Below are 21,818 nucleotides of genomic sequence, written 5' to 3'. Positions count from 1 at the left end.
CATCATGGCAACGATTAAAATCTTTCTCGTCGAGGATGATCCGGATTGGATCCGGGCAATGACCGCTTATTTGAACAGCGAGCCCGATCTGGAGGTTGCCGGTTTCGCCACTTCTTCCCGGGAAGCTATTGAAAAGGCACGGCGGCTTGACTTCGATGTCGTTCTGCTGGATATCCAGCTGACGGACTACGAGGAAGAAGGCATTCATACCGCTATCGAGCTTCATGATATTCATCCGGCTAAGATCATCATGCTGACGTCGATGAAGGACGAATCCATCATCATGCAGGCTTTTACGGCGGGGGCGGTTAATTACGTGGAGAAGACCAATTACAAGGAGCTTCCCCATGTCATAAGGAACGCGCATCAGCATCCGCGGGCAATGGATGCCTTGCTTAAGGATTACGCCAGGCTGAAACGGGAGGAGCAGCTCAAGCAGCTGACTGCCGCGGAGCGCGAAGTGTTTGAGCTGATCGAGCAGGGTTATACGCAGCCGCAGATGGAGAAGAAGCTGTACAAGACGGAAAGCACCCTGAAGAATCAGGTGAACAAAATGCTTAAAAAGCTGGGGGTAACAAGCCGCAAAGAAGCCGTGGAAAAGGTGCGGCGCAAAGGCTTGCTTCCGCCCAAATAACGCAATAAGGCAAGGACGCTGCTTATAAAAAGCAGCGTTTTTTTTTTTTCTGCATAGCAGGGTTCTAAAAAACTTAGAACTGCCGGCTTCCGGCCAGCCGTCCTAGAATGTAGGGGAAGGGAGCTGGATTACCACAATGAAACGAAACCCGATTTACGTGGAACTGAACATTCATACCGATATGGAAAAGCTGTGGACCTATACCCAGACCGCCGAGCTGCATGAGCAGTGGGATTTGCGGTTTTCAAGCATCACCTATCTACCCCGCAAATCGGAGAGGAACACGTTAGCTTTTCTTTATGAGACGCGTATTGGCTTTGGCCTTCGGATAAGCGGAACGGGCAGGACGAAATCCTCGCAGCGCGAAGGGGCGGGAGGCAGGCTGTCTACCCTTGCCTTCGGCTCGGAGCAGCCGTTCTCATTAATCCGTCATGGAGCGGGATATTGGCAGTATCGCCCGAACGCGGACTCGATTACCTTCCTTACGAAATACGATTATGTCACCCGGTTCGGCCAGCTTGGGCAATGGTTCGACCGCCTTTTGTTCCGTCCTTTATTCGGCTGGGCTACCGCTCTCAGCTTTGATGTTTTGCGGTTGTGGCTGGAGAAGCGGATCCCGCCGGCAGTCAGCCTTCAGCGTACGCTGATTCATTATTTGTGCACGGTTCTATTAAGCCTGCTATGGCTGTATGAAGGTCTCGTACCGAAGTGGATGTACCCGGAAGCGGGAGAGCTAAGCATCATGCAACGCATGAATATGTTCCAGGGAATGGAACAGCAAGCTCTGAAATGGCTTGGAGCCGCGGAGATTCTACTAGGATTGCTGCTTCTGGCATATCACCGGAAGAAATGGATTTACTACCTTCAGGCAGCGGGATTATTGGCGCTTGCAGGAGGAGCTTTGGCTTATACGCCATCGCTGTTGGAGCAGCCGTTTAATCCTTTTGTGTTAAGCGCGGCAATGACAGGGCTATGCACGATTGGCCTATGGACTTCCAAGGACTTGCCTGACGCCGCCAATTGCATCCGCAAGAAAGGGGAAATGAAGAAATGACGAGATCCATCTACGAACAAGCATTGGGAGTGGAGTTTAAGAAGCTCCATCCTCGCATTCAAGAGCGATTCGGGTTCAGCAGCAAGGACCAAATCGCTTCTATCGGCGAAGGGGTTATGGACCGGATCTGGTTTAATAAGTGGGCGGCATTGCCGCTTGCCTTAGGAGCATCGCGGCATATTATGTTCCCTCAGGGTGGATGCGGCATCCCGTTTTCGATTGAAAATTATGCTTATCGGGACGGATTTGGCCGCGAGACGGTAACCTGGATCCGCAAATTTCAGTTCAAGCGGTCCATTAGGCATTTTGACGCCACGATGATTTACAGCGCCGAGAGAAAGGGTATCGTGGACTACCTGGGTAATAAACAGCATTTGGCGGTGGATCTGGCTATTACGGCTGCAAGCAATGGAGGAATAAGGATTCGTTCGGGGGATCAGAGGTTCTACGAAGGACTCCTTCAATTTACCTGGCCGGCGCAGCTTACGGGAACGGCCGATGTAACCGAGTGGTATGACGATGACCGGGAAAAGTTCCGGATTAGCGTGAACGTCAGCAGCCCCGTTTTGGGCACGGTTTTCCAATATGAAGGGAGCTTTGACGCAGAATTGATCCCCATTAGACACATCCCGGTCGATGCGAAGCCGCTAAGGGAAGAAGCGCGTGAGTGATGCCAAATATTAGCTTCGCATGAAACGACAAATTTTTCTAAACAAAGGAAGGAAAAAAAGACTATATGTCGAATGAAATAAGGATTAAAGCTTCATGTATTCATGAGAAATAGAGGTTGAAGCATGCATAATTCGGTATTTTTCAAGAGCGTCATTAACTCAAACTCCATATTTGATTCAATGGGGCTTCTTGGCCATTTTTTAAAAGATACGATCGGCTGCGAGCAAATTTGTTTATTTCTAATGGAGGATTCACAGCGTCAGGAGCCGGCAGCGTATTCTTACAACATGCTGCAGGTGGATACTAACCAGCTTCAACAGCTTGCCGTACAGGCTGATTTTTTCGAGCGTATTCCAGATGGAAGACCACTGCGACTTGATGATACGATAGACGGAATCTCCCTTTCGGAGACGTCTTTCCACACGATATATCCCTTCCATATTAAACGCAACGCAACGTATGGCACACTCCTGCTCTGTTTTCAATCTCAGCGATCATTAACACCCGAAGAGCTTCAAATTTGCCGAATGAATAAACTGCATATGGACCAGCTCATCGACAAGATTTACTTCCGCAAGCAATTTCTGAAGGAACAGTCTTTCGAGAGCCTGTTTAATACACTGCGGATGAAGGACAGCTTCACGGTGGACCATTGCTATAACGTCGCCTTTTATTCCTCATTGCTTGGGGAAAAGCTGGGCCTTTGTCCGGCTGAACTCGAGCTGCTGAAGCTGGCCGCACTTCTGCACGATATCGGCAAGCTGGCTATTCCGGATCATATTCTGATGAAGCCCGGCAGACTTACCGATGACGAGTTCGACGTTATACGCCAGCATCCGGCTATCGGTTACCAGCTTCTGAAGGATCTGCCGGAAGTAAAGGACATTCTGCCTATCGTAAGATGGCATCATGAGCGTATTGACGGTAGAGGCTACCCGGATGGCCTAAAGGGGGACGAAATCCCGCTGCTTGTCCGGATCGTCAGCCTGGCGGATGCTTTCGATGCGATGACTTCAACCCGGGTCTACCGAAGCTCCCTTCATGTGGAGGAAGTCAGAAAGCAGTTAATTACGAACGTGAATACGCAGTTTGACGAACAACTCGTCACGCTGTTCCTTGAGATCATCGATGAGCAAATGACGATGAGAACCCTATCTACAGGTGAATGAAATCGGAAAGAGAGTTGGAGTATGTCATTGCGTGAAAAGATACTCATCGTGGACGATGAACCGCATAATGTACAAATTCTTCGAATATTTTTGAACTCCTTAAATTACAGCATACATACGGCAGAGTGCGGCTCTGAGGCATTAAGGTTGTACGATGAGATTCGTCCGGATCTCATACTACTGGACGTGATGATGCCTGACATGTCCGGCTTTGACGTCTGCAAGCAATGGATGAGCCGGGAAGAATTTGATACACCCGTTATCTTTTTGTCTGCCAACGTGCAGAAGAAGGATATTTTGCAAGGCCTGCAGCTTGGTGCCTTTGACTATTTGACCAAGCCTTACGATCTTGATCTGCTTGAAATGAAGGTCAGCTATGCTCTGGGACAAAAGCAGAAGCTGGAACGTCTGATGAGCGACAAAGAAAAACTGTCCGAAAGAGCGAATACGGACGCCTTAACCGGCTTATACAACCGGATGTATCTAAACGAGGTACTCCTGGAATCATCGGTTAGCTTGGCGGATTACGGCGCGATGCTGATGATTGACATGGATAACTTCAAATATATCAACGATACATTTGGCCATCTAGTAGGGGATCAAGTTCTGCAAGCGATTGCTTCCATTATTCAGAATGCGATCTCTCCGGAGAATGATCTTGCCTTCCGCTTCGGCGGGGACGAGTTCCTTGTTTTGCTGCAGCAGGAGCAGGGAGCAATGGATACTGCGCAGGAGATAATCCGGGCGGTAAACGAACTTGCAATCGGCTCGCTGGTGGAACAGAGTGTGAAAGCTTCAGTCAGCATCGGAATTACGAAGAGCTCTGACCATTATTCCTTTGAACAAATCATTGGCTTTGCCGACCGGGCCTTGCTGCGGTCCAAACAAAGCGGCAAAAATCAGATCACGATCTATTAAACGGATGGATAGGTGAATATTAATGATGGAATTAAAGAGCTTCAAAAAATTATTTCTGATGACGAAAGTAATTAATTCGCAATTTGAGCTATCCGATATTTTGCAAGTATTCGTTGACGCCATCGCCAGCGAGATTACGCAGGCGGATCTGGTCGGATTTTTCCTCAAGCAGCCTGACGGCACTTTTATCGGGTACAAAGGGAACAAAATGTCGATTGATATTACGGAGCTCCTAATTGATCCTCAGAAGGACCGCTTTGTATGCGATATTCTGGAAAGAAGAGCAAGCGATTATATCGACGACACTAATCTCGACCCGCGCATTGATGACGATAAGAAGCTGCTAATGAAGATCAAATCCATTTTGGGTATTCCCGTTATCGTGAATGATTCGGTATTTGGCGTTGTATTTGTCCATGATTTCGGGAAGCCGATGAATCTGACCCGCGAACAGATTGAAGTAACCGAAGCCTTCGTTAATATGGTCAGCGTTGCGATTCATAATATCCAGATGTTCGAAAATACGAAAAATCTCGTGGACAAGCAGCAGCTGCTGCTTGATGCGACAAAGGCATTGTCCAAGTCGCTGTCCGTCCGCGAAGTGTTAAAAACCTGTTTCCACTATATGAAAAGGGCAACCGGCTCGGATGAAGTGGGTATTCACTTATACAACGAGAAGGACCGTACGATCGAGCCTTATCATATTTCCTCGGTCAGCGTAACGGAAGAGGAATGGAAGAACAGGCATCGCGAAGATATCAAGCTGAGCATTGACAAGGACAAACTGTTCTATGAGGTTGTGACGGAGAAAAAAGCGATAGCGATTTCGGATGTTTACGCGGATCCCCGGCCGGATCACCGGGCTTGCGAGATGTTCGGCATCAAAAGCCTGCTGCTCATTCCGCTTGTCGCAAAGGACCGCGTGTTTGGCGACGTCGTCATCCCAACCATGAACAAATGCCGCGAATACGAGCCTGGCGAGATCGAATTCTGCCAGTCCATTGCGGATGTAACGGCGACCGCTCTCGCGAATGCCATTCATACCGAGCATCTGGATTATTCGGTCAACGTACGTTCGATGGAGCTGCAGCAGGCGAACTTCAAGCTTGAAGGATTGGTGAAGGAGCTCGAGTACCTGAATGAGCTGAAGAGCGATTTTATCGCGACGCTGTCCCATGAGCTCCGTACTCCTATCACGGCCGTAAAAGGTACCGTTGATATTTTGCGCAAGGAAGTGCTCGGCAAGCTGAACGATTCCCAGCTCGATCTGCTGGAGACAGCGGGTAAATCGATCGAGCGTCTGCTGAATCAGGTGAATGAGCTGCTTGATTTCGCCAAGATGGAGAACGGGAAATTCGAACTGACTTATTCGGAGTTCGATTTCGAAGAGTTGATCCGGGAAGCCACCCATATCGTAGATTCTCTGATCAATAAGAAGAAGCTGGAGCTTGACGTTGAAATTCACGCGGGCGCGAACAGAACGATGCGGGCGGACCGCGAGCGGATTTTGCAAATTTTGCTGAATCTCTTATCCAATTCGATCAAGTTTACCCCGCAGAGAGGCAAAATTACGATTAAGGCATACATGGAAGACAATGAGATGACGATCGAAGTAATTGATTCCGGCATTGGAATTCCTGTGGAAAAGCAAAAAAATATTTTCACGAAGTTTTATCAGGTGAACAATCAAATTAACGGTACCGGCCTTGGCCTTGCCATATCGAGACAGCTGATTGAAATGCACGGGGGCAAAATTTCGTTTGAATCGACCGAAGGGGAAGGCTCCGTATTCAAATTTACCGTTAAGAAATAAGAGAAAGAGAATAGAAGGAGAATAAGATGAGAGCAATCGAAGCTGGATTAAGATTTTTGGTTAGTCAAGGGGTCAAGTACATTTTCGGAGTCCCGGCGGGCTCTATCAATGCATTGTATGATTGCTTGCATGAACTTCCAGAATTAACATCCATAGTAGCCAAGCATGAGTCAAGTTCAGGTTATATGGCAGCAGCCTATACACGAATTACAGGTATTCCAAGCGTTTGCGTCGGTTCGAGCGGTCCCGGGGCAACCAATCTGGTCACGCCTGCAGCCAATGCATGGCGCGAGAAGCTTCCGGTTATTTTCCTGACTGGGGCAATCCCTACTACGAAATTCGGAAAAGGCGGCGGTCAGGAACTAAACGCTGATCCGATCTTCTCTTCCGTCACCAAGCTGAGCAAGACCGTTACCAATCCCGAGGATCTGCCGCGTGTTTTGGCCGAAGCTTACAATACCGCGATTAGCGGAATTCCCGGACCGGTACATATTACGATTCCGATCAACATGCAAATGACGGAGATTGGCGAGCCGGAAATGTTGACGGCGGTTCAGACACAACCCGTCCAGCCGAGCGCGGATGAGATCGAAGCCGCTGCAGCAGCCATCAAAAAAGCGGGGCGCCGCGGCGCGTTAATGCTCGGACACGGCTCCAAGGAATTTAAAGATACGATTCGTCGATTCGCCGAGCTGACCGGTTGGCATGTTGCGACAACGCCGCGCGGCAAAGGCGCCTTCCCGGAAAATCATCCTCTTGCCTTAGGCGTATACGGATTGGCGAGCAATGATTCGGCGGTGGACTATCTTCGCGGTGATAACCATGATCTGTTAATGATTGTTGGTTCCGCATTAGGCGAATCGGCAACAAGCAGCTGGGATGAGCGGCTGGTGAACGGCAAACAGATCATTCACATCGATCATGATAAACGGGAATTGGGCAAAAACTTCGATACCGATTACCCGGTACACGGAGATATCGAGCTAGCGGTATGGCAGTTGATTGACCGCTTGTCCGCAGGCGTGCAAGAAGAACAGCTTGAGGAAATCTCAAGCGCCTACAAGGAAGCGGCTGCCGCATTGGAAGCAGCTGGTCCGGGTACAGAGGAATGGAATACAAGATCCGCCATCCGGCAGCTTAATCTTCTTGCGCCTGACAATGCCCGGTATTATGTAGATATCGGCGAATTTATGACCTACTCGATTAAAAATATCGTGATCCGCGAGAAGCAAGAGTTCGATATTAACATTAACTTCGGCGGAATGGGATCGGGAATAAGCGGTGCTCTCGGCGCTCAGCTTGCGGAGCCGGCTCGCCCGGTCATCAGTATTACCGGTGACGGCTGCTTCTTTATGCATGGCATGGAAGTGCTGACGGCTAAGGAATACAATCTCCCGATCGTATTTGTCGTCATTAACAATGCCCGACTTGGCATGGTTTATCATGGACACATGATGCAGTACAGACGCTGCCTGGACGACTTCTCCCAACAGCGTACAAGCATCGCGGATGTTGCGAAAGCGCTTGGCGTCCGGTACGCGCAGGCTGAATCTTTGGACGAGCTACGCCCAGAGCTTGCGACAGACTGGTTCGATCAATCGAAGGGACCTATCGTCATCGAGATTAATGTCGAGGGGAACGAAATCCCGCCGATGGGTGAGCGCGTGAAGTTTTTGCAGGGCGCAACTTATTAATTAAAACCGAAAAGCTGCCTTCCGTTTACATGCGGAGGCGGCTTTTTTCAATTCAACGCGCCTCCCCACCCAAGGACGGCGAAGCCGTTTCACCTTGGTCTGGGCGAAAATCGCATAAAAAGGGAAAAGCCGTGACACGTTAAGGGCAACGGAAGGGAGGCGTTCAGCAATGCGAAGGAAAGAAATTCCGTCCTTTTATTTCTATATGCTGCATGGCTTGCTTGTTGCTGTAGTTCTTGTCCTTGTCTTGTCTTTAGCGGAGCATCCCGCTGTGTCGGCCGGTCAACGGTTCGCGAAGAACGCAGCTATTATTGCCCATCGCGGTGCATCCGGTTATGCTCCCGAGCATACCCTTGCGGCTTTTCGAAGCGCTATTGAAGCAGGGGCGGATTACATTGAAATTGATCTTCAGCTTACGAAGGACGGCCAGATCGTTGCGATGCATGACAATACGGTTAACCGTACCACGAACGCGAAAGGCAAGGTGGGAGCTATGACCTTGGATGCCATTAAGCAGCTGGATGCCGGCTCCTGGTTTAATCAGCATCATCCCATGTACGCCAGAGAAGAGTATGCAAGGCAGCAAGTACCTTCTCTATCCGATATATTCACCGCTTTTGGCCGGGAAACGCATTATATTCTGGAGATTAAAGACTCGCCTTACAATCCGGGAATTGAAGAAAGGCTGCTGGAGACCATCTACCAATACCGGCTTGAGGATTACGTGATCATCCAGTCCTTTGACGCAAAGAGCTTAAAGAAAATCCACATGATGAACGACAGAATCGAATTGCTGCAGTTGATGTGGTACAACACGCCAGCGCGGATCAGCAGCCTTTCATTAAATAAGATCAAAAAATACGCAACGGGAATCAGCCCTAATTTTCCGAAAATCAATGCGGCTTACGTTCATAAGGTTCAAAAATCAGGTCTTCGCATTTACCCGTATACCGTTAATTATCAATTAAACATGGACCGGGCATTAAGCTGGGGGGTTGACGGGATATACACGGATTATCCGGACCGGTTCCGCGAAGTGCTGCGGCAGAATAGCAGTTATGTTTACTTGCTTCGCCATACACTCGCACAGTGGCTGAATAACTGACCGAATCCCGCGAGCTATCTGCCGCTGCGGAGCTTTAACGTACGCCGGATCAGCATGGGCAAGGTCATGCTTCCGGCCGTTGCTGCTATAAACGAATGAAAGGGAATGATTAGGGCGTAGTATGCGGCCGTACTGATAACGATATCGATAAGAATGAATTTTCTCACCTCCGCTATTGGAATTACCACGATAACAATCGATTGTTTATTTCCCATTTCGGCTTCCTCCAGCTCCGATAGTCTCTATTTCCCATCCTATTGCAGAGCATATTTGTCCCATTCGGGTTACCTGTTACATAATGGCAATCGTTCCAGGGCACATTGTAAATAACAAGGAAGCTAAGAATGGAGGTTTTGTGCAGATGAGTGAAGCTGCAGCGTTACTGCGTACGTCCAAAAACCGCAAATTGCTGTTCAGCGCCGGATTCAGCTGGTTATTTGACGCCATGGATGTGGGGCTTGTCTCGTTTATCGCAGCGGCTTTAAGCGTCGATTGGAGCCTCAATGCCCAGCAGATTGGCCTGCTTGCCGCGATAAACTCTACCGGAATGGCGTTTGGAGCAGCGGTATCCGGATCGCTGGCCGATCGCTACGGCCGAAAAGCCGTTCTGCTATGGACTTTGCTGCTGTTTTCCGTAGCTAGCGGATTATCTGCCCTGGCGCCCAATTTAATGGTTCTGGCAATGCTGCGTTTTGTTGCGGGATTTGGTTTAGGCGGGGAACTTCCGGTTGCATCCACGTTAGTATCCGAATCGGTGCCCGTTGAAGTAAGAGGCAGAGCGATTGTCCTGCTTGAAAGCTTCTGGGCAGGCGGCTGGATTCTTGCTGCTCTCATCTCCTATTTCTTTATTCCGCATTTCGGATGGAGAATGGCACTCGTTATCGGCGCTATTCCCGCGGTGTATGCGTTGTTCCTTAGACGGGCAATCGAGGATTCCCCGCGTTATAAAGAGCAGGCCGACAGAAGAAGGCTTCGCTTTGGCGAGCGTGTGGCTTCCTTATGGTCAGGTCCCTATCAACGGGCTACCGTAACGTTGTGGATTCTTTGGTTCACGGTCGTCTTTTCTTATTACGGGATGTTCCTGTGGCTGCCAACCGTTATGGTATTGAAAGGCTTTACGCTCGTCAAGAGCTTTCAATACGTGCTTATTATTACATTAGCCCAATTACCGGGATATTTTACGGCTGCCTATTTAATTGAAAGGGTCGGCAGAAAAGCGGTGCTCGGTGTTTATCTGCTTATGACGGCCATATGTGCCATTTGGTTCGGTAACGCCAGTACAGCCGGTATGCTTCTCGCCGCGGGCATTTTCCTGTCCTTCTTCAATTTGGGGGCATGGGGTGCCATGTATGCTTATACGCCGGAGCTGTATCCTACAAGCGTTCGCTCAACAGGAGTAGGCTTTGCTGCAGCCTTCGGGAGGATTGGCGGAATTATCGGACCGTATCTGGTAGGCTTGCTGATTGACAACGGCACAACGATTAATGCTGTATTCGTTGTTTTCTTTGTTGCGATCGTTATTGGTGCGTTAACGGTGATGCTGTTTGGCCGGGAAACAAAAGGTATGGATCCTGACCGCGCGTAATACGGTCCGTAACAGGAGGCATGATCCTGTCAGGCAATAGGCAAGAAACGCAATAAAAGGGCTAAATACGGTTGTCTTATTTTTAAGACCTTCCGCATTTGGCCCTTTTATGCGATGATCTTTGGGATCATCTGTCCGATCCTGATCTGGATAGCGGTGCAAATCAAGCAGAGCGTATCGAATTAATTGGCTGCCGCGATTTTTTTCAGCTTGTCCCATTCCTCGGTATGGCTGCGCAATTGCTCTAACAAGGCTTCCATCCTTCTGATAAGCTGCGTTCTCTCCTCGGCATTCAGCTCCTGCAAAGTTAAAGCCGCTTCTTCGGGCAACGGGGTGAAGGAGGGCAGAGCAGCAAGCAGCTGATTGAGCTTCTTATCCATTGCCTCGTAAGGGCTGACCGTATAAGGCATAACCTCGGCTGCAGCTGTTGTTCCTGTCTCGGATACCTCGGCAGATTTAATCTTTTCCGCTTTTGGTGCTTTCGGTTCGGCCGGCTTCGCTTTCTCCGCTTTATTATGCTGCTGCACCGACCAGGTTTCCAGCAATCCGGGACCCGATTTGTACAGGAGCTTGTCCTTAGTAGCGGCAGAGATATCCTTGTCCTTGAACAGCTTGGCGATTTTCTTCACGTCCGAAGGCGGCATCTCGTCTCTTGCCATAATGAGGGCCAACGGATCCCGATGCTCCATCGGCAGGTCCTTCAGCGGCAGCAGCTGGTCCTCCGTGAGACGGTCCTTGCGAATTTCCGTGCCGCCAATGATAAGCTTCCGAACCGAATTGCCGAATTTAAGCAGCTCGCATTTGTTCTTTATGTACGATTCCGGTTTGCCGAACTTGCTGGCCAGGAATTTAACCGATCGGCTAAATTTCGGGTCGGTCATCAGCTTGTTGAAAGCCTCCGCTTCTTCAATCGGGGAGAAGCCTTGACGCGTCAGGTTCTCGGCGATTTGCTCCAAGTAGATTTCCTGCTCATCCGTCATGTTCGTCACGATACAAGGTATCGTGGCTAGTCCAAGCCGCTTGCAAGCCTTGTAACGGCGGTTGCCGTAAATAATCTTATATCTTCCTCCATCGATCGTTCTTACTTTAATGGGGGAGAGAAGCCCGATTTCCTCAATATTACGCATCAGCTCGACCAAAGCTTCTTCGTCGAACTGATAACGGGGCTGGTCCGTATCTTCGTCGATTTGGGTTAATGGGAGTTGTACAATATCCATCACTTATCTCCTATTCTATTGTTCTATCCTTCTATTATACCTTAAACATTGCTCCGGTTGCTTTTAAGCTTTACACTATTACTGAGGTAAGCCATTAATGTTGGTTGGAGGAGCGATAAGACATGAATGTATTGTTTATCGGCGGTACCGGCTTGATCAGCCAGGCTGTATCCAAGCTAGCTGTACAGAAAGGAATCAACCTCTATTTGTTCAACCGGGGGAACCGGGACGGATTTGTGCCCGAAGGCGCGAAGATCATTACCGGGGATATTCGAGATCCCAAGTCCGCCGCGGCAGCGCTGGAAGACTATCAATTCGATGTCGTGGTAGATTGGATCGCTTTTACGCCGGAGCATGTTCAGACCGACATTGATTTGTTCCGGGGACGTACGAAGCAATATATCTTTATCAGCTCGGCATCGGCTTATCAGAAGCCGCTGCAGCATTATATCATAACGGAGCATGCAACGCCGCTTGAAAATCCTTATTGGCAATATTCGAGAGATAAAATCGCCTGCGAACAGCTTCTTCTGAAGGAACATGCCGCAACCGGCTTCCCGGTTACGATTGTCCGTCCTTCCTTTACCTACGGGGATACGATGATCCCGGCATCGCTGAACAGCTGGCCTCACCCTTATTCGCTTGTTGCCCGTATGCGCAAGGGCAAGCCGATTATTGTTCACGGCGACGGAACATCCCTATGGACGATGACACATAATTCGGACTTTGCGAAAGGTTTTGTGGGGTTGCTTGGCGAGCAGAATGCGATTGGGGAAGCGTACCATATTACATCGGACGAAGTATTGTCCTGGAATCAGATTTACGAGGCGATTGGCGCAGCTGCCGGAGTTAAACCGAACCTGGTACATATATCCTCTGACTTCCTGATCACCTATGATCCGGATTTGGAAGGCGGCCTGCTAGGCGATAAGGCGGTAAGCGCGGTATTTGACAACAGCAAGATCAAAAAGCTTGTACCGGATTTTGCGGCCACTGTGCCATTTGCGGAAGGGATTAAACGGACCGTTAAATGGTTCGAAGCCCATCCGGAGAAATGTTCGGAGGACGAAGCCTGGAACGAGCAGATGGACCGCATTATTGCGGCGCATTCATCCGGAATCAACGTTGATAGGTAGTATTATTGCACAAAAAAAAAGCGATGCAGGGTTGAACTGCATCGCTTTTTTGCCGTCTAGGAAGCGAGATAAGAGGAGACGATCTTTTTCACGCGTTCCATGCCTTCCCACATATCGCCGGGACCGTCGTAGATCAATACGTAAGCGCCATTGAATCCGGCGGAAGCAACGGTGTCCAGACAGCGGCGAAGCTCGGCTTCATCCGGAATTCCGTCGGCATCGTATTGAGGTTTGACATGGACGGATACGCTAAGCGGAGTCGTAAGAGCAATCTCTTCATATTTCAATTGGCCTTTAAAGTTGCCGAAATCCGTAATCGTCGCAGCATGTTCTCCCCATTGATCGAGCAGCTTCATGGAGCTTGCGCCAGTGGAGGTGAGTGCTTTGAAGTTTTCCGTGATTACTTTTACGCCAAGCGTGCGGCCATATTCCGAGAGCTCGGCCAATCTGGCTGCGGACAGCGAAATAGCCTCGTTATCCGTAGGAGGAGCTTCGCCCGCCACAACCCGGATCTGCTTCGCGCCGCTTAAGGAAGCAGCTTCAATCCATTGGCGGATATAGGCCATATCCGCTTCTGCGCGGGCTGGGTCGGAGGAAGTGATATCGCCGTAATCAAGGAGCAAGGTATCAAAGGACATTCCTGCTGACGCAAAGGCTTGCTTCACCTGTGCGAGATAGTCTGGTTCGGTGGACGGGAAATGGAAATGGCAGACCTCTACGGCTTGATAACCGCGGTTAGCAGCTTCGGCAGGAAGCTCAAGAAGAGAATGCAGTAACGGCTGTTCCTGAACGGCCGTATCGTGATTGCCGGTTTCTTCATTCCATACGGTCCAGCGGAGCGGTCCGAGATTACGGTGCAGGCTCCAAGTACTTAACGACAAATATGACATATGTACAAATCCCACCTTATCGATTGTTTTCTCTCTGCCATTATACAACAGATCCCTTAACAATTAATTTATTCATTTAGGGATTGAATATCACTCAAATTTGAGTATAATAAGCTAGGGGTATTCAAATTTGAGTACGGATATATGACTACAGAAGGGAAGTTCTTATGGACGCGAAAAAAAGTAGTGTCAAATTAGTAATAGCAGGCCTCCTGCTTGGCCTGTTTATGTCGGCGCTCGATCAGACGATCGTATCGACGGCGATGGCAAAGATCATTGAGAAGCTGGGCGGCATGGATAAATTCGTATGGGTTTATTCCGCTTACATGATCGCAATGGTGGTCGCTACGCCGATCTTCGGCAAGCTGTCCGATATGTACGGCAGGAAGCGGTTCTTTATTTCAGGCCTGATCTTTTTCCTGATCGGTTCCATTCTGTGCGGTACGGCAACTGACATGAATCAGTTGATTATCTACCGTGCTATTCAAGGCGTCGGCGGCGGCGCGATCATGCCGATTGTCTTCACTATCATCTTCGACTTGTTCCCGCCGGAGAAGCGCGGCAAAATGATGGGTCTGTTTGGCGCCGTGTTCGGTATCTCCAGCGTATTTGGCCCGATTATGGGCGGTGCCATTACCGACAATATCAGCTGGCGCTGGATTTTCTACATTAACGTTCCGATTGGCATCTTGTCTTTGATCTTTATCATGAGAGGCTATCAGGAATCGAAGAACCACCGGAAGCAAGTAATCGACTGGGCCGGTGCGGTTATTTTGATGGCGGCTGTCCTGCTCCTGATGTTTGGACTCGAGCTTGGCGGTACCGACGGCTGGGCATGGGATTCGTTCAAAACCATCTCGCTACTAGCCGGTGCGGGCATTCTGGCTGTCGTCTTCCTGTTTGTTGAGAAAATGGCGAAAGATCCGATTATTCCGCTGACTTTGTTCAAGAAGCAGCTGTTCACCAGCAGCATGATGATCAGCCTTCTGTACGGCGGCATTATGATTGCTGTCGCTACTTATATTCCGTTGTTCATGCAAGGCGTATTCCATCTGTCGGCGACCAGCACAAGTACGGTTCTGACTCCGATGATGCTCGGGGTCGTCGTCAGCGCGCAGATCGGCGGCCGGATTGCGAACAAAGTCCGTTTCCGCGACGTCATGATCGTATCTTCGATCGTATTGATGGTCGGAACGTATTTGCTCGGCTATGTGATGGATACCTCCTCGAGCCGTGCTCTGATCACCGTATTTATGGTTATCATTGGCCTCGGTATTGGCGTATCCTTCTCCTTGCTGAATATCTCGACTCTGAACTCCGTTCCTCCGCAATACAAGGGTTCGGCGTCATCCTTGATCACGTTCTTCCGCACAATTGGTTCCGCGCTTGGCATTACCGTGTTCGGCGCAATGCAAAAAACGCATTTCCAAAACTCGCTGCAGGACGTGCAAGGCATCAAGCCGGAAATGGCGGCACAGATCAAAGGCGGACAGGCGCTGCTTGATCCGGCGGTTCAAGCTAAAATGGGGCTGCCTGCAGATTTCGTAACGCTTCTGCTTGGCAAGCTGTCCGATTCCATTCTGTTTATTTTCCAATGGAATGTCATCCTGCCGGTATTGGCGTTTGTCTTCGCAATTCTGATGGGCCGCGCTCGTCTTGAGCTTCCTCCAAAATCGAATCAAGCTCCAGCCAAAGATGATGCAGGCAAGCCGGAGCCATCGTTCTCGGGGAGATAAGGAATATGTCAATGAAGCTGTTAATATTGGGGCTTCTTATGGAAAGAGACAGACATCCTTACGATATAAGACAAACGATTAAGCAGCGGAACTGGAATGAGTCGTTTAGGCTTCGAGACGGTTCTTTGTATTACGCGGTAGACCAGCTTCGGGATCACGGGCTAATTGAAACGGCGGAGATTGTGGCGGTTCCGGGCGATAACCGGCCGGACAAGACGATTTACCGGATAACGGAAACAGGCAAGGAAGCATTCCACAAACTGCTGTACGAGCAGCTAAGCCAGGTTTCTTATCCGCAGCATCCCGCATTCCTTGCGCTGCCTTTCATTCGTCACGGAGATCAGAGCCGGATCGAGCAACTGCTGCAGAAGCAGCTGGCCGCATGCGAAGAGCGTATTAAACGCATGGAGGCTGTGTTGGAGATAAAAGGAACTTTTCTTCCGACCGGCTCCCAAATGATGATTAACGGAATCAAAAAATTCGGAGAGGCGGAGAAGGAGTGGCTGCTGGAGCTGCTGGAGCTGGCAAGGAGCGGCAGCCTTCTTCAAGGGCCAAGCTGGACGCTTGAGCAGATCGAGCAGTATCTGAGGTCCCATCCCGGACCTCAAATGCCGGAAGAATAGTACAAATAAAGCTAGAGAACCGCACATGGGTGCGGTTCTTTTGTTTTTATTTTACTAATTTTCGCGGATCAAGTCAGATGGAGGCAACTTTTTCGTGCGTTTTTTGGTCAAAGCGATTCGAAATTACGGCATCTGTTCAAAATCCGCTTTTTCAGCCAAAGTTTGGCATGAAGCTCCGACAAAGAAACAAGTGAGCCGCGCAGGATATTTGACACGTTTTTCAAATCCTCCTATGTACAATCTAACCTATACCACAGCAGGTATGTCTGATTTACAAAAACGAGGGAAGAGGTGTAACGATGCATACAAAAATCAATTCAAAAGTGCTCGTATATGTACTTTGTATAGCTTTGTTCATGACCTTGAGCACGCGTTTTTTACCTTCAAATAAAGTGTCTGCTGAAGTAACTCATGACTTATCGATCGCTCATTTATCCATCGCTGACGGCAGTATCGTGGTAAGCGACGCCTTACAGCTGTTTACGCCGCAATTGCCGGAAGCCGCTGAAATAAAGCCCGTAGAGAGGCAAGAAGCTGCGCTGCCGGAACCTGAGCTCAGTATAATCCCCGAAATACATAGCGCAGCCGCGCAACCCTCGGTGCAAGAACCGCCTATTCTTACATACGCTGTGACCGCGTTTTACCTCAACGTCCGCGAGAAGCCGGATGCAGACTCCGATATTATTAAAGTGCTAAAGCAAGGGGACATCATCCAGGTGGATCATGCGACAGATAACGGATGGTTGGCTCTAAAGGATCAAGGCTTCGTTCATGGACGTTATGCCAAGCAGATTGAAGAAAAAGCGGCTCCGGTTGCCGAAAAGGCACTTGAGGTCAAAATTCTGGCGAAAGCGAATACAAAAGCGGAGGCGGCAACGCCTTTTAACGATACGTTAGAGATTAAACCCGCAAAAGCAATACCGCTGCCCTCCGACCCTGAGAGGCCAACATCGGTAGTGGAATCGGACTCGGGATTGACGGAAGAACATATTGCGAAGCTGTTTGAGAAAACGGCTCTTGCGGATCACGGCTTAGAGCAAGCCATTCTGGAAGTCGAAGAGGAATACGGCATTAACGCATACTTTACGATTGCCGTCATGAAGCTGGAAAGCGGCAACGGCAAGAGTACGCTGGCCAAGAAGAAAAACAATTTGTTTGGCCTTAATGCATTAGACAGCGACAAATATAATAAAGCATTTGCCTTCGAGACGAAGGGAGACAGCGTCCGCAAGTTCGGCCAGCTGCTGGCAAAGAATTATATCGATAAAGGGTACACAACGATTGATAAAGTAGCTAGTAAGTATTGTCCGGCCAATCCGAAATGGTCAAGTCTGGTCATGAATATTATGAAACGCGACTATAAGAAGCTTTAAATTACTTAACGGGGAACTGGAACCTTTTTGCCCAGGATTCAATAAGTTATATAGTCAAATGACTATATGACGGAGGTATCAAGATGGATAATCGTGGTTTTGTTCCTTTTGGCGGCGGCGGCTTTGGAGGCGGATTCCGTCCACCATTCCGGCCTTTCCCGCACCCTTTCTTCCCAGGTCGTTTCCTGTTCCCGTTTTTCTTCTTCTCGCCTTTCTTCTTCCCGTTCTTCCGGGAGGATGACCGCAACTATTATTACGCTCATCACCAAGCGCAGGCGGGAGATACGATGGAGCAAATCGCCCATGCGTACAACATTCCAAACACGCTGCTGGAGGAAGCCAACCTGCATATCGCGAATCCAAAATCCCTCAAGCATGGCGAAACGGTTGTTATCCCGCGAATCTCCAATATGTATTGCCATAAAACATACATGGATCTTCCGGCAACGCAATCGCTTCAACAAAGTAATACCCAGCCAAACGTACAGCCAAACATGGTGAGCCCAAGCATGACTAGTCCAAACATGGCAAACCCAAACAATATGGTAGGCCCTAATATGGCAAATCCTCATATCCACGGGACATCCGTTAATGGCCCATATTAAGCTGGAAATAATAACGTCCGCTCCTTCCCCATAAGAAGGAAGCGGACGTTATTCGTTTTTAAGAAACGATTAATTCTTTCATCTCCCACGGACTGATCGGACTCATTCGCACGAACATGGAATGGAATCGCATCAGTCTTTTGCCCCGGGTTGCGTGCAAGGTCTCCGCTTCCATCCGTACCTCGGACAACCAGGATTCCTCTTGGGGGAGTTCACGTCCGTCCTTCCGCCGGATAGAACGCCAATCCTGCTGCTGCGAAAGCAGCGCCTCCGACTGCTCTTTTGGAATTCCCTCCGTTAGCAGGCGGATCATCTCGGGCTCTTCGTGGTGAATGGCTTCAATTAAGCCTTGACCAAGCAGGAAAGGAGAAGAGTCCGCAAAATAATTCCGCAGCTTTCCCGCAGCCTTGTGAACCATTAGCTGATGAGGCAAATCCGGGTTTTCGGATTTATGGGTAGAGCTGTTCAGGAAATGTACGCAAAAATGCCCCGAAAAGCCATTCTCCGGTATTCCGTCTCCGCCGTGAGGCATTCCGTTCATGGAAGCCGCAATTTGCCGGCCATCCTTTTCCGCGATAATCGCTTTTCTGTCCCAGGTCCAGCCCTTGTTGTAGATCTGTTTCATGATTTCGGTATCTGCCTTCGTTACGGGTTGAACATCCGCATGATCATGTCCGGCTCTTCGTTGTACGCGGAACGATAACCCGGTCTCCATATCCTTGATGACAAAGTAAGCTTTTCTGGAAAATAGCTTTTCCGCTTCCTGCCAATCCAGCAATTGTCCGTAATGCTTCGCCCGCAAAGCCTCGGCGGACTGCTGCAGCTTTGCCGCGGCTTTGCCCGGCAGAACAAGCATTTTCGACTGCGTCTCATCCCATATGCGTCCGCTGACATCTACGCGAAAGGACGGAGCAGAGACTCCTTCCCGGGAAATATAAAGATCGGAAAATCGCGGGACTTCATCGGATGCTTGCCAATTCAGTGAATGAACGGCGTTTACGATATCCGGATCTTTAATCATGTCATGGTCTTCGAAGATGGCGGTAGGGCTTGATTTGACCATTAACTGCAGACCGGAATGACCGTTCATTTCTTCATTCGTCACGGCAGACCTTGCATGGAGATTATTTTCCGGCAGCCAGGCAAGGGCGAGTGCAAGCACGATCATTATGCAAGCCTTCATACGCTTAAATCGATGAAAAAGCATATTTTCCTCCTGTTACTAAATAATTGAAGCTTCGGCGAACCATACTATCCCTTGTCCATTATTATTCTCGGCTGAATTAGTGCTTATGTGACGATAGGAGAAGTGAAGAATGGGATTTAACGGAATCTGGATAGCCGGACTTGCTATCCTGCTGCAGCAGCCTGTACAGCCCGTACAGCCCGAGCGGCCTTATATTGTACCTGAACACCTGACCATTGAGTTCCGCGGACAACCGATTGCCCAGATCAAGCGGGACGATTACGATCTTCCGGGAACGTCCTTTTTGGATATCGGGAAGTTCGATAAGCTGCAGTCCAAGCTGGAGAAAAAGATCAATGTGCCCCCCGTTAACGCTTATATCGGCGATAGGGGGACGATCGTTCCGGAACAGTCTGGTTATCAACTGGATCGCGATCAATTTGCCACGCGATTTTACAGCTATTTCTTTAATAACAAGCCCTGGGCCATTGAGGTGCCTTTAACTCATGTGCACGCGAGGGTGGACAGCGAATTGCTTGCCAGCATTAAGGAAAAAGCGATCGGCAACTATGTTACTTATTACAACAGCAACAATAAGAACCGCTCCCATAACATTTCCTTAGCTGCAAAAGCGATTTCCAATACGGTTGTTTTCCCCGGCGAGACGTTTTCGTTTAACCGTACCGTGGGGCCAAGAACGCCGGAGAAAGGATATTTGAGTGCTCCGATAATCGTCCGCGGGGAGCTCTCGGAGGGAGTGGGAGGCGGCATTTGCCAAGTATCCTCCACTTTGTTTAATGCCATTGACAGCGCGGGACTCACAATTATCCAGCGATACTCGCATAGCCGGCATGTGCCTTACGTGATGCCCGGACGGGATGCTACGGTAAGCTGGGACGGACCGGATTTCGTATTCAAAAATCAATACAATCAACCGGTTCTGATCCGTGCTTTCGCCGGAAGCGGGCGCGTATTTGTGTCCGTATACTCCTCAGAGCTGATTGAATACAAACACCGCCATATCCCAAGCATGTCGAAAAAGCTGCCAGAGGAAGTTGCTTTCAAAGCCCAACATCATGATCTTAATGAAGGGAAGGAGTTGCTTCCGTGATTAAAAAATTAACTGCTTTGATAATGGCCGTTGTTGTCGGCTCCTCATTGCTGGCTCTTACAAGCGCAGCTGCGGAAGGGGAACGGGAAGCGCTGCAGGCTGCTTTTATCCGGACCAATAACTTATGGCTGGCGGTTGACGAGGTACAGAAGCCGCTGACGAAGGAGGAATATATTCGAAGCCCTCAATGGTCAAAAGACGGGAAATGGATGACCTTCCTTCGGGGTGAGAACAGGCCGGAAGTGTGGACCTATGAAGCTGCAACCGGCGGCATGAGAAGGCTGGGGGAAGGCAGCAATGCCAAATGGGCTCCCAATGACAACCGGTTAGCCATCTTGTCCGGAAGAGAGCTTAGCGTCATGTCGGCTGACAGGTCAAGCGACCATTCGCATGACCGTATTATGGACAATGCAGGGGAGTTCTCGTGGCTTCCGGACGGAAGCGGACTGCTTGCATCTACTGCGGCTGAGCTGCTGCCGGAAGGCGGCTGGGCTCCGATTGAGCTGTATGTACTTAAGCCTGACGGTGCGGGTGGGGCCTGGTCAAAGCAGCTGTTTTACCGGCTGCCTGCCCAATCGGATGATTTTTTCGCGATTCAGACAAGCCCGTTTAAATGGTCCCCGGACGGAAAATGGATTGCGTTTATTGCCAAGCCAACCGCTTCCTTATCTTCCGATGCCAACACGTTAATCCTGTTGTCTTCGGATGGCCGGAGCTTTGTGAAAGCCGGTCAGATGCTAGGCTATGCCAATTGGTTTCAATGGGCGCCGTCGAGCGGCCAGCTTGCCTTTATTGAAGGTACGGGCAGAGAAGCCACATCAAACAAGAAGCTGACTGTTCTCGAGGACATTCTCTCGGTTAAGAAGCGCGTTCTGACGCCTCGAGGTTATGCCGACAACGACTTTACTTGGGACCGCGATGAAGCGATTATCGTGTCCCGGAGGAAAGAGGCGGCATGGTCGGGCGATGAAGAAGACAGAACATTGCCTTTGCTTGCCAAGGTTAATCTTCGAACAGGGCAGAGCAAAAATGTGACGAGAGGCATCGAAGGCTATGGCGATTATGCGCCAACAATGATGAAGAACGGGATGATTGCCTTTGTGCAGTCCGGTCAAGGCTCCGCGGAGGTCAAGCTGATCAAACCGGGTGCAAGACGGTCCTTATCCTGGATTACGAAGCTGACCATTGCCGAAGATTATTACGGCAGAGCGAATTGGAGCGACATGATTGGTTATTTGAACAAGTGAACGAAGGAGCTCCAATGACGGAGCTCCTTCATTCATTGCTTCATTGGTCT

General features: G+C 49.6%; 21 protein-coding genes. 16 read left to right on the top strand and 5 right to left on the bottom strand.

Translation table 11 applies throughout. From position 1 onward, the window contains the following. The first annotated feature begins 4 nt into the window (after positions 1-4). The 3 genes from CFI03_RS06695 (at position 5) to CFI03_RS06685 (ending at position 2,359) form a co-directional block, all read left to right on the top strand. Positions 5-634 (top strand): response regulator transcription factor, encoded by a 630-nt coding sequence (locus tag CFI03_RS06695; RefSeq protein ID WP_248756890.1) that lies wholly within the window; start codon positions 5-7, stop codon positions 632-634. Positions 635-770: 136 nt separating this feature from the next. Beyond that, complete coding sequence (locus CFI03_RS06690) at positions 771-1,688, top strand: DoxX-like family protein (protein ID WP_248756889.1); 918 nt, start codon at positions 771-773, stop codon at positions 1,686-1,688. Beyond that, on the top strand, positions 1,685-2,359 hold the full coding sequence (locus tag CFI03_RS06685; RefSeq protein ID WP_248756888.1) for a DUF4166 domain-containing protein: 675 nt from the start codon (positions 1,685-1,687) through the stop codon (positions 2,357-2,359). Before CFI03_RS06690 ends, CFI03_RS06685 begins: the two co-directional genes overlap by 4 nt. Positions 2,360-2,611: 252 nt before the next feature. Here CFI03_RS06685 and CFI03_RS06680 read toward each other — a convergent pair whose 3' ends face one another. Next, positions 2,612-2,782 (bottom strand): hypothetical protein, encoded by a 171-nt coding sequence (locus CFI03_RS06680; RefSeq protein ID WP_248756887.1) that lies wholly within the window; start codon positions 2,780-2,782, stop codon positions 2,612-2,614. Between the two features lie 105 nt (positions 2,783-2,887). On the opposite strand from CFI03_RS06680, the gene CFI03_RS06675 reads away from it, so the two are divergent. The 5 genes from CFI03_RS06675 to CFI03_RS06655 all read left to right on the top strand — a co-directional run bounded on the left by CFI03_RS06675 (position 2,888) and on the right by CFI03_RS06655 (position 9,059). Continuing rightward, positions 2,888-3,529, top strand: a complete 642-nt coding sequence (locus CFI03_RS06675) for an HD-GYP domain-containing protein (protein ID WP_248756886.1) — start codon at positions 2,888-2,890, stop codon at positions 3,527-3,529. 21 nt (positions 3,530-3,550) lie between these two features. Then, positions 3,551-4,447, top strand: a complete 897-nt coding sequence (locus CFI03_RS06670) for a GGDEF domain-containing response regulator (protein WP_248756885.1) — start codon at positions 3,551-3,553, stop codon at positions 4,445-4,447. A gap of 22 nt (positions 4,448-4,469) precedes the next feature. After that, positions 4,470-6,260, top strand: coding sequence for a GAF domain-containing sensor histidine kinase (locus CFI03_RS06665; protein ID WP_248756884.1), 1,791 nt, complete (start codon positions 4,470-4,472; stop codon positions 6,258-6,260). Between the two features lie 26 nt (positions 6,261-6,286). Further along, complete coding sequence (locus tag CFI03_RS06660) at positions 6,287-7,954, top strand: thiamine pyrophosphate-binding protein (RefSeq protein ID WP_248756883.1); 1,668 nt, start codon at positions 6,287-6,289, stop codon at positions 7,952-7,954. A 169-nt stretch (positions 7,955-8,123) separates the two neighbouring features. Continuing rightward, on the top strand, positions 8,124-9,059 hold the full coding sequence (locus CFI03_RS06655; RefSeq protein ID WP_248756882.1) for a glycerophosphodiester phosphodiesterase: 936 nt from the start codon (positions 8,124-8,126) through the stop codon (positions 9,057-9,059). Positions 9,060-9,073: 14 nt separating this feature from the next. Here the strand turns inward: CFI03_RS06655 and CFI03_RS06650 are convergent, their stop codons facing one another. After that, positions 9,074-9,274: a hypothetical protein gene (locus CFI03_RS06650; RefSeq protein WP_127496672.1), complete on the bottom strand. Its 201-nt coding sequence runs from the start codon at positions 9,272-9,274 to the stop codon at positions 9,074-9,076. A 146-nt stretch (positions 9,275-9,420) separates the two neighbouring features. Between CFI03_RS06650 and CFI03_RS06645 the strand changes: the two genes are divergently transcribed. Beyond that, positions 9,421-10,644: an MFS transporter gene (locus tag CFI03_RS06645; RefSeq protein ID WP_248756881.1), complete on the top strand. Its 1,224-nt coding sequence runs from the start codon at positions 9,421-9,423 to the stop codon at positions 10,642-10,644. Between the two features lie 182 nt (positions 10,645-10,826). On the opposite strand, the gene CFI03_RS06640 is transcribed toward CFI03_RS06645, so the two are convergent. Further along, entirely contained in the window at positions 10,827-11,861 is a 1,035-nt protein-coding gene (locus tag CFI03_RS06640) for a ParB/RepB/Spo0J family partition protein (RefSeq protein ID WP_248756880.1), read from the bottom strand. A 122-nt stretch (positions 11,862-11,983) separates the two neighbouring features. On the opposite strand from CFI03_RS06640, the gene CFI03_RS06635 reads away from it, so the two are divergent. Then, on the top strand, positions 11,984-12,997 hold the full coding sequence (locus tag CFI03_RS06635; protein WP_248756879.1) for an SDR family oxidoreductase: 1,014 nt from the start codon (positions 11,984-11,986) through the stop codon (positions 12,995-12,997). A gap of 56 nt (positions 12,998-13,053) precedes the next feature. Here the strand turns inward: CFI03_RS06635 and CFI03_RS06630 are convergent, their stop codons facing one another. Next, positions 13,054-13,887 (bottom strand): sugar phosphate isomerase/epimerase family protein, encoded by an 834-nt coding sequence (locus CFI03_RS06630; protein ID WP_248756878.1) that lies wholly within the window; start codon positions 13,885-13,887, stop codon positions 13,054-13,056. A 167-nt stretch (positions 13,888-14,054) separates the two neighbouring features. Here CFI03_RS06630 and CFI03_RS06625 point away from each other — a divergent pair, with 167 nt between their 5' ends. From CFI03_RS06625 to CFI03_RS06610, 4 genes are all read left to right on the top strand, one after another. Then, positions 14,055-15,623 (top strand): MDR family MFS transporter, encoded by a 1,569-nt coding sequence (locus CFI03_RS06625; RefSeq protein ID WP_248756877.1) that lies wholly within the window; start codon positions 14,055-14,057, stop codon positions 15,621-15,623. 5 nt (positions 15,624-15,628) lie between these two features. Continuing rightward, positions 15,629-16,246 (top strand): PadR family transcriptional regulator, encoded by a 618-nt coding sequence (locus tag CFI03_RS06620; RefSeq protein ID WP_248756876.1) that lies wholly within the window; start codon positions 15,629-15,631, stop codon positions 16,244-16,246. Positions 16,247-16,545: 299 nt separating this feature from the next. Beyond that, positions 16,546-17,619 (top strand): glucosaminidase domain-containing protein, encoded by a 1,074-nt coding sequence (locus CFI03_RS06615; protein WP_248756875.1) that lies wholly within the window; start codon positions 16,546-16,548, stop codon positions 17,617-17,619. Positions 17,620-17,702: 83 nt separating this feature from the next. Continuing rightward, on the top strand, positions 17,703-18,224 hold the full coding sequence (locus CFI03_RS06610; RefSeq protein WP_248756874.1) for a LysM peptidoglycan-binding domain-containing protein: 522 nt from the start codon (positions 17,703-17,705) through the stop codon (positions 18,222-18,224). Between the two features lie 58 nt (positions 18,225-18,282). Here CFI03_RS06610 and CFI03_RS06605 read toward each other — a convergent pair whose 3' ends face one another. Continuing rightward, positions 18,283-19,392, bottom strand: a complete 1,110-nt coding sequence (locus CFI03_RS06605) for a hypothetical protein (RefSeq protein WP_248756873.1) — start codon at positions 19,390-19,392, stop codon at positions 18,283-18,285. Between the two features lie 148 nt (positions 19,393-19,540). On the opposite strand from CFI03_RS06605, the gene CFI03_RS06600 reads away from it, so the two are divergent. Both CFI03_RS06600 and CFI03_RS06595 read left to right on the top strand, forming a co-directional pair. Continuing rightward, positions 19,541-20,521, top strand: coding sequence for a VanW family protein (locus tag CFI03_RS06600; protein ID WP_248756872.1), 981 nt, complete (start codon positions 19,541-19,543; stop codon positions 20,519-20,521). Beyond that, entirely contained in the window at positions 20,518-21,768 is a 1,251-nt protein-coding gene (locus tag CFI03_RS06595) for a TolB family protein (protein ID WP_248756871.1), read from the top strand. The genes CFI03_RS06600 and CFI03_RS06595 overlap by 4 nt, the downstream gene beginning before the upstream one ends. Positions 21,769-21,818: the final 50 nt, after the last annotated feature.

It is taken from the genome of Paenibacillus sp. ATY16 (genome assembly GCF_003399985.2).
In the GTDB taxonomy this organism is placed as follows: domain Bacteria; phylum Bacillota; class Bacilli; order Paenibacillales; family Paenibacillaceae; genus Pristimantibacillus; species Pristimantibacillus glycanilyticus.
This window is presented reverse-complemented; position numbering and strand designations above follow the sequence as displayed.

Bases quoted from the DNA above. Each gene is read 5' to 3' on its own strand.
- CFI03_RS06695 (WP_248756890.1), top strand. From the start codon at position 5: ATGGCAACGATTAAAATCTTTCTCGTCGAGGATGATCCGGATTGGATC.
- CFI03_RS06690 (WP_248756889.1), top strand. From the start codon at position 771: ATGAAACGAAACCCGATTTACGTGGAACTGAACATTCATACCGATATG.
- CFI03_RS06685 (WP_248756888.1), top strand. From the start codon at position 1,685: ATGACGAGATCCATCTACGAACAAGCATTGGGAGTGGAGTTTAAGAAG.
- CFI03_RS06675 (WP_248756886.1), top strand. From the start codon at position 2,888: ATGAATAAACTGCATATGGACCAGCTCATCGACAAGATTTACTTCCGC.
- CFI03_RS06670 (WP_248756885.1), top strand. From the start codon at position 3,551: ATGTCATTGCGTGAAAAGATACTCATCGTGGACGATGAACCGCATAAT.
- CFI03_RS06665 (WP_248756884.1), top strand. From the start codon at position 4,470: ATGATGGAATTAAAGAGCTTCAAAAAATTATTTCTGATGACGAAAGTA.
- CFI03_RS06660 (WP_248756883.1), top strand. From the start codon at position 6,287: ATGAGAGCAATCGAAGCTGGATTAAGATTTTTGGTTAGTCAAGGGGTC.
- CFI03_RS06655 (WP_248756882.1), top strand. From the start codon at position 8,124: ATGCGAAGGAAAGAAATTCCGTCCTTTTATTTCTATATGCTGCATGGC.
- CFI03_RS06650 (WP_127496672.1), bottom strand. From the start codon at position 9,274: ATGGGAAATAAACAATCGATTGTTATCGTGGTAATTCCAATAGCGGAG.
- CFI03_RS06645 (WP_248756881.1), top strand. From the start codon at position 9,421: ATGAGTGAAGCTGCAGCGTTACTGCGTACGTCCAAAAACCGCAAATTG.
- CFI03_RS06640 (WP_248756880.1), bottom strand. From the start codon at position 11,861: ATGGATATTGTACAACTCCCATTAACCCAAATCGACGAAGATACGGAC.
- CFI03_RS06635 (WP_248756879.1), top strand. From the start codon at position 11,984: ATGAATGTATTGTTTATCGGCGGTACCGGCTTGATCAGCCAGGCTGTA.
- CFI03_RS06630 (WP_248756878.1), bottom strand. From the start codon at position 13,887: ATGTCATATTTGTCGTTAAGTACTTGGAGCCTGCACCGTAATCTCGGA.
- CFI03_RS06625 (WP_248756877.1), top strand. From the start codon at position 14,055: ATGGACGCGAAAAAAAGTAGTGTCAAATTAGTAATAGCAGGCCTCCTG.
- CFI03_RS06620 (WP_248756876.1), top strand. From the start codon at position 15,629: ATGTCAATGAAGCTGTTAATATTGGGGCTTCTTATGGAAAGAGACAGA.
- CFI03_RS06615 (WP_248756875.1), top strand. From the start codon at position 16,546: ATGCATACAAAAATCAATTCAAAAGTGCTCGTATATGTACTTTGTATA.
- CFI03_RS06610 (WP_248756874.1), top strand. From the start codon at position 17,703: ATGGATAATCGTGGTTTTGTTCCTTTTGGCGGCGGCGGCTTTGGAGGC.
- CFI03_RS06605 (WP_248756873.1), bottom strand. From the start codon at position 19,392: ATGATCGTGCTTGCACTCGCCCTTGCCTGGCTGCCGGAAAATAATCTC.
- CFI03_RS06600 (WP_248756872.1), top strand. From the start codon at position 19,541: ATGGGATTTAACGGAATCTGGATAGCCGGACTTGCTATCCTGCTGCAG.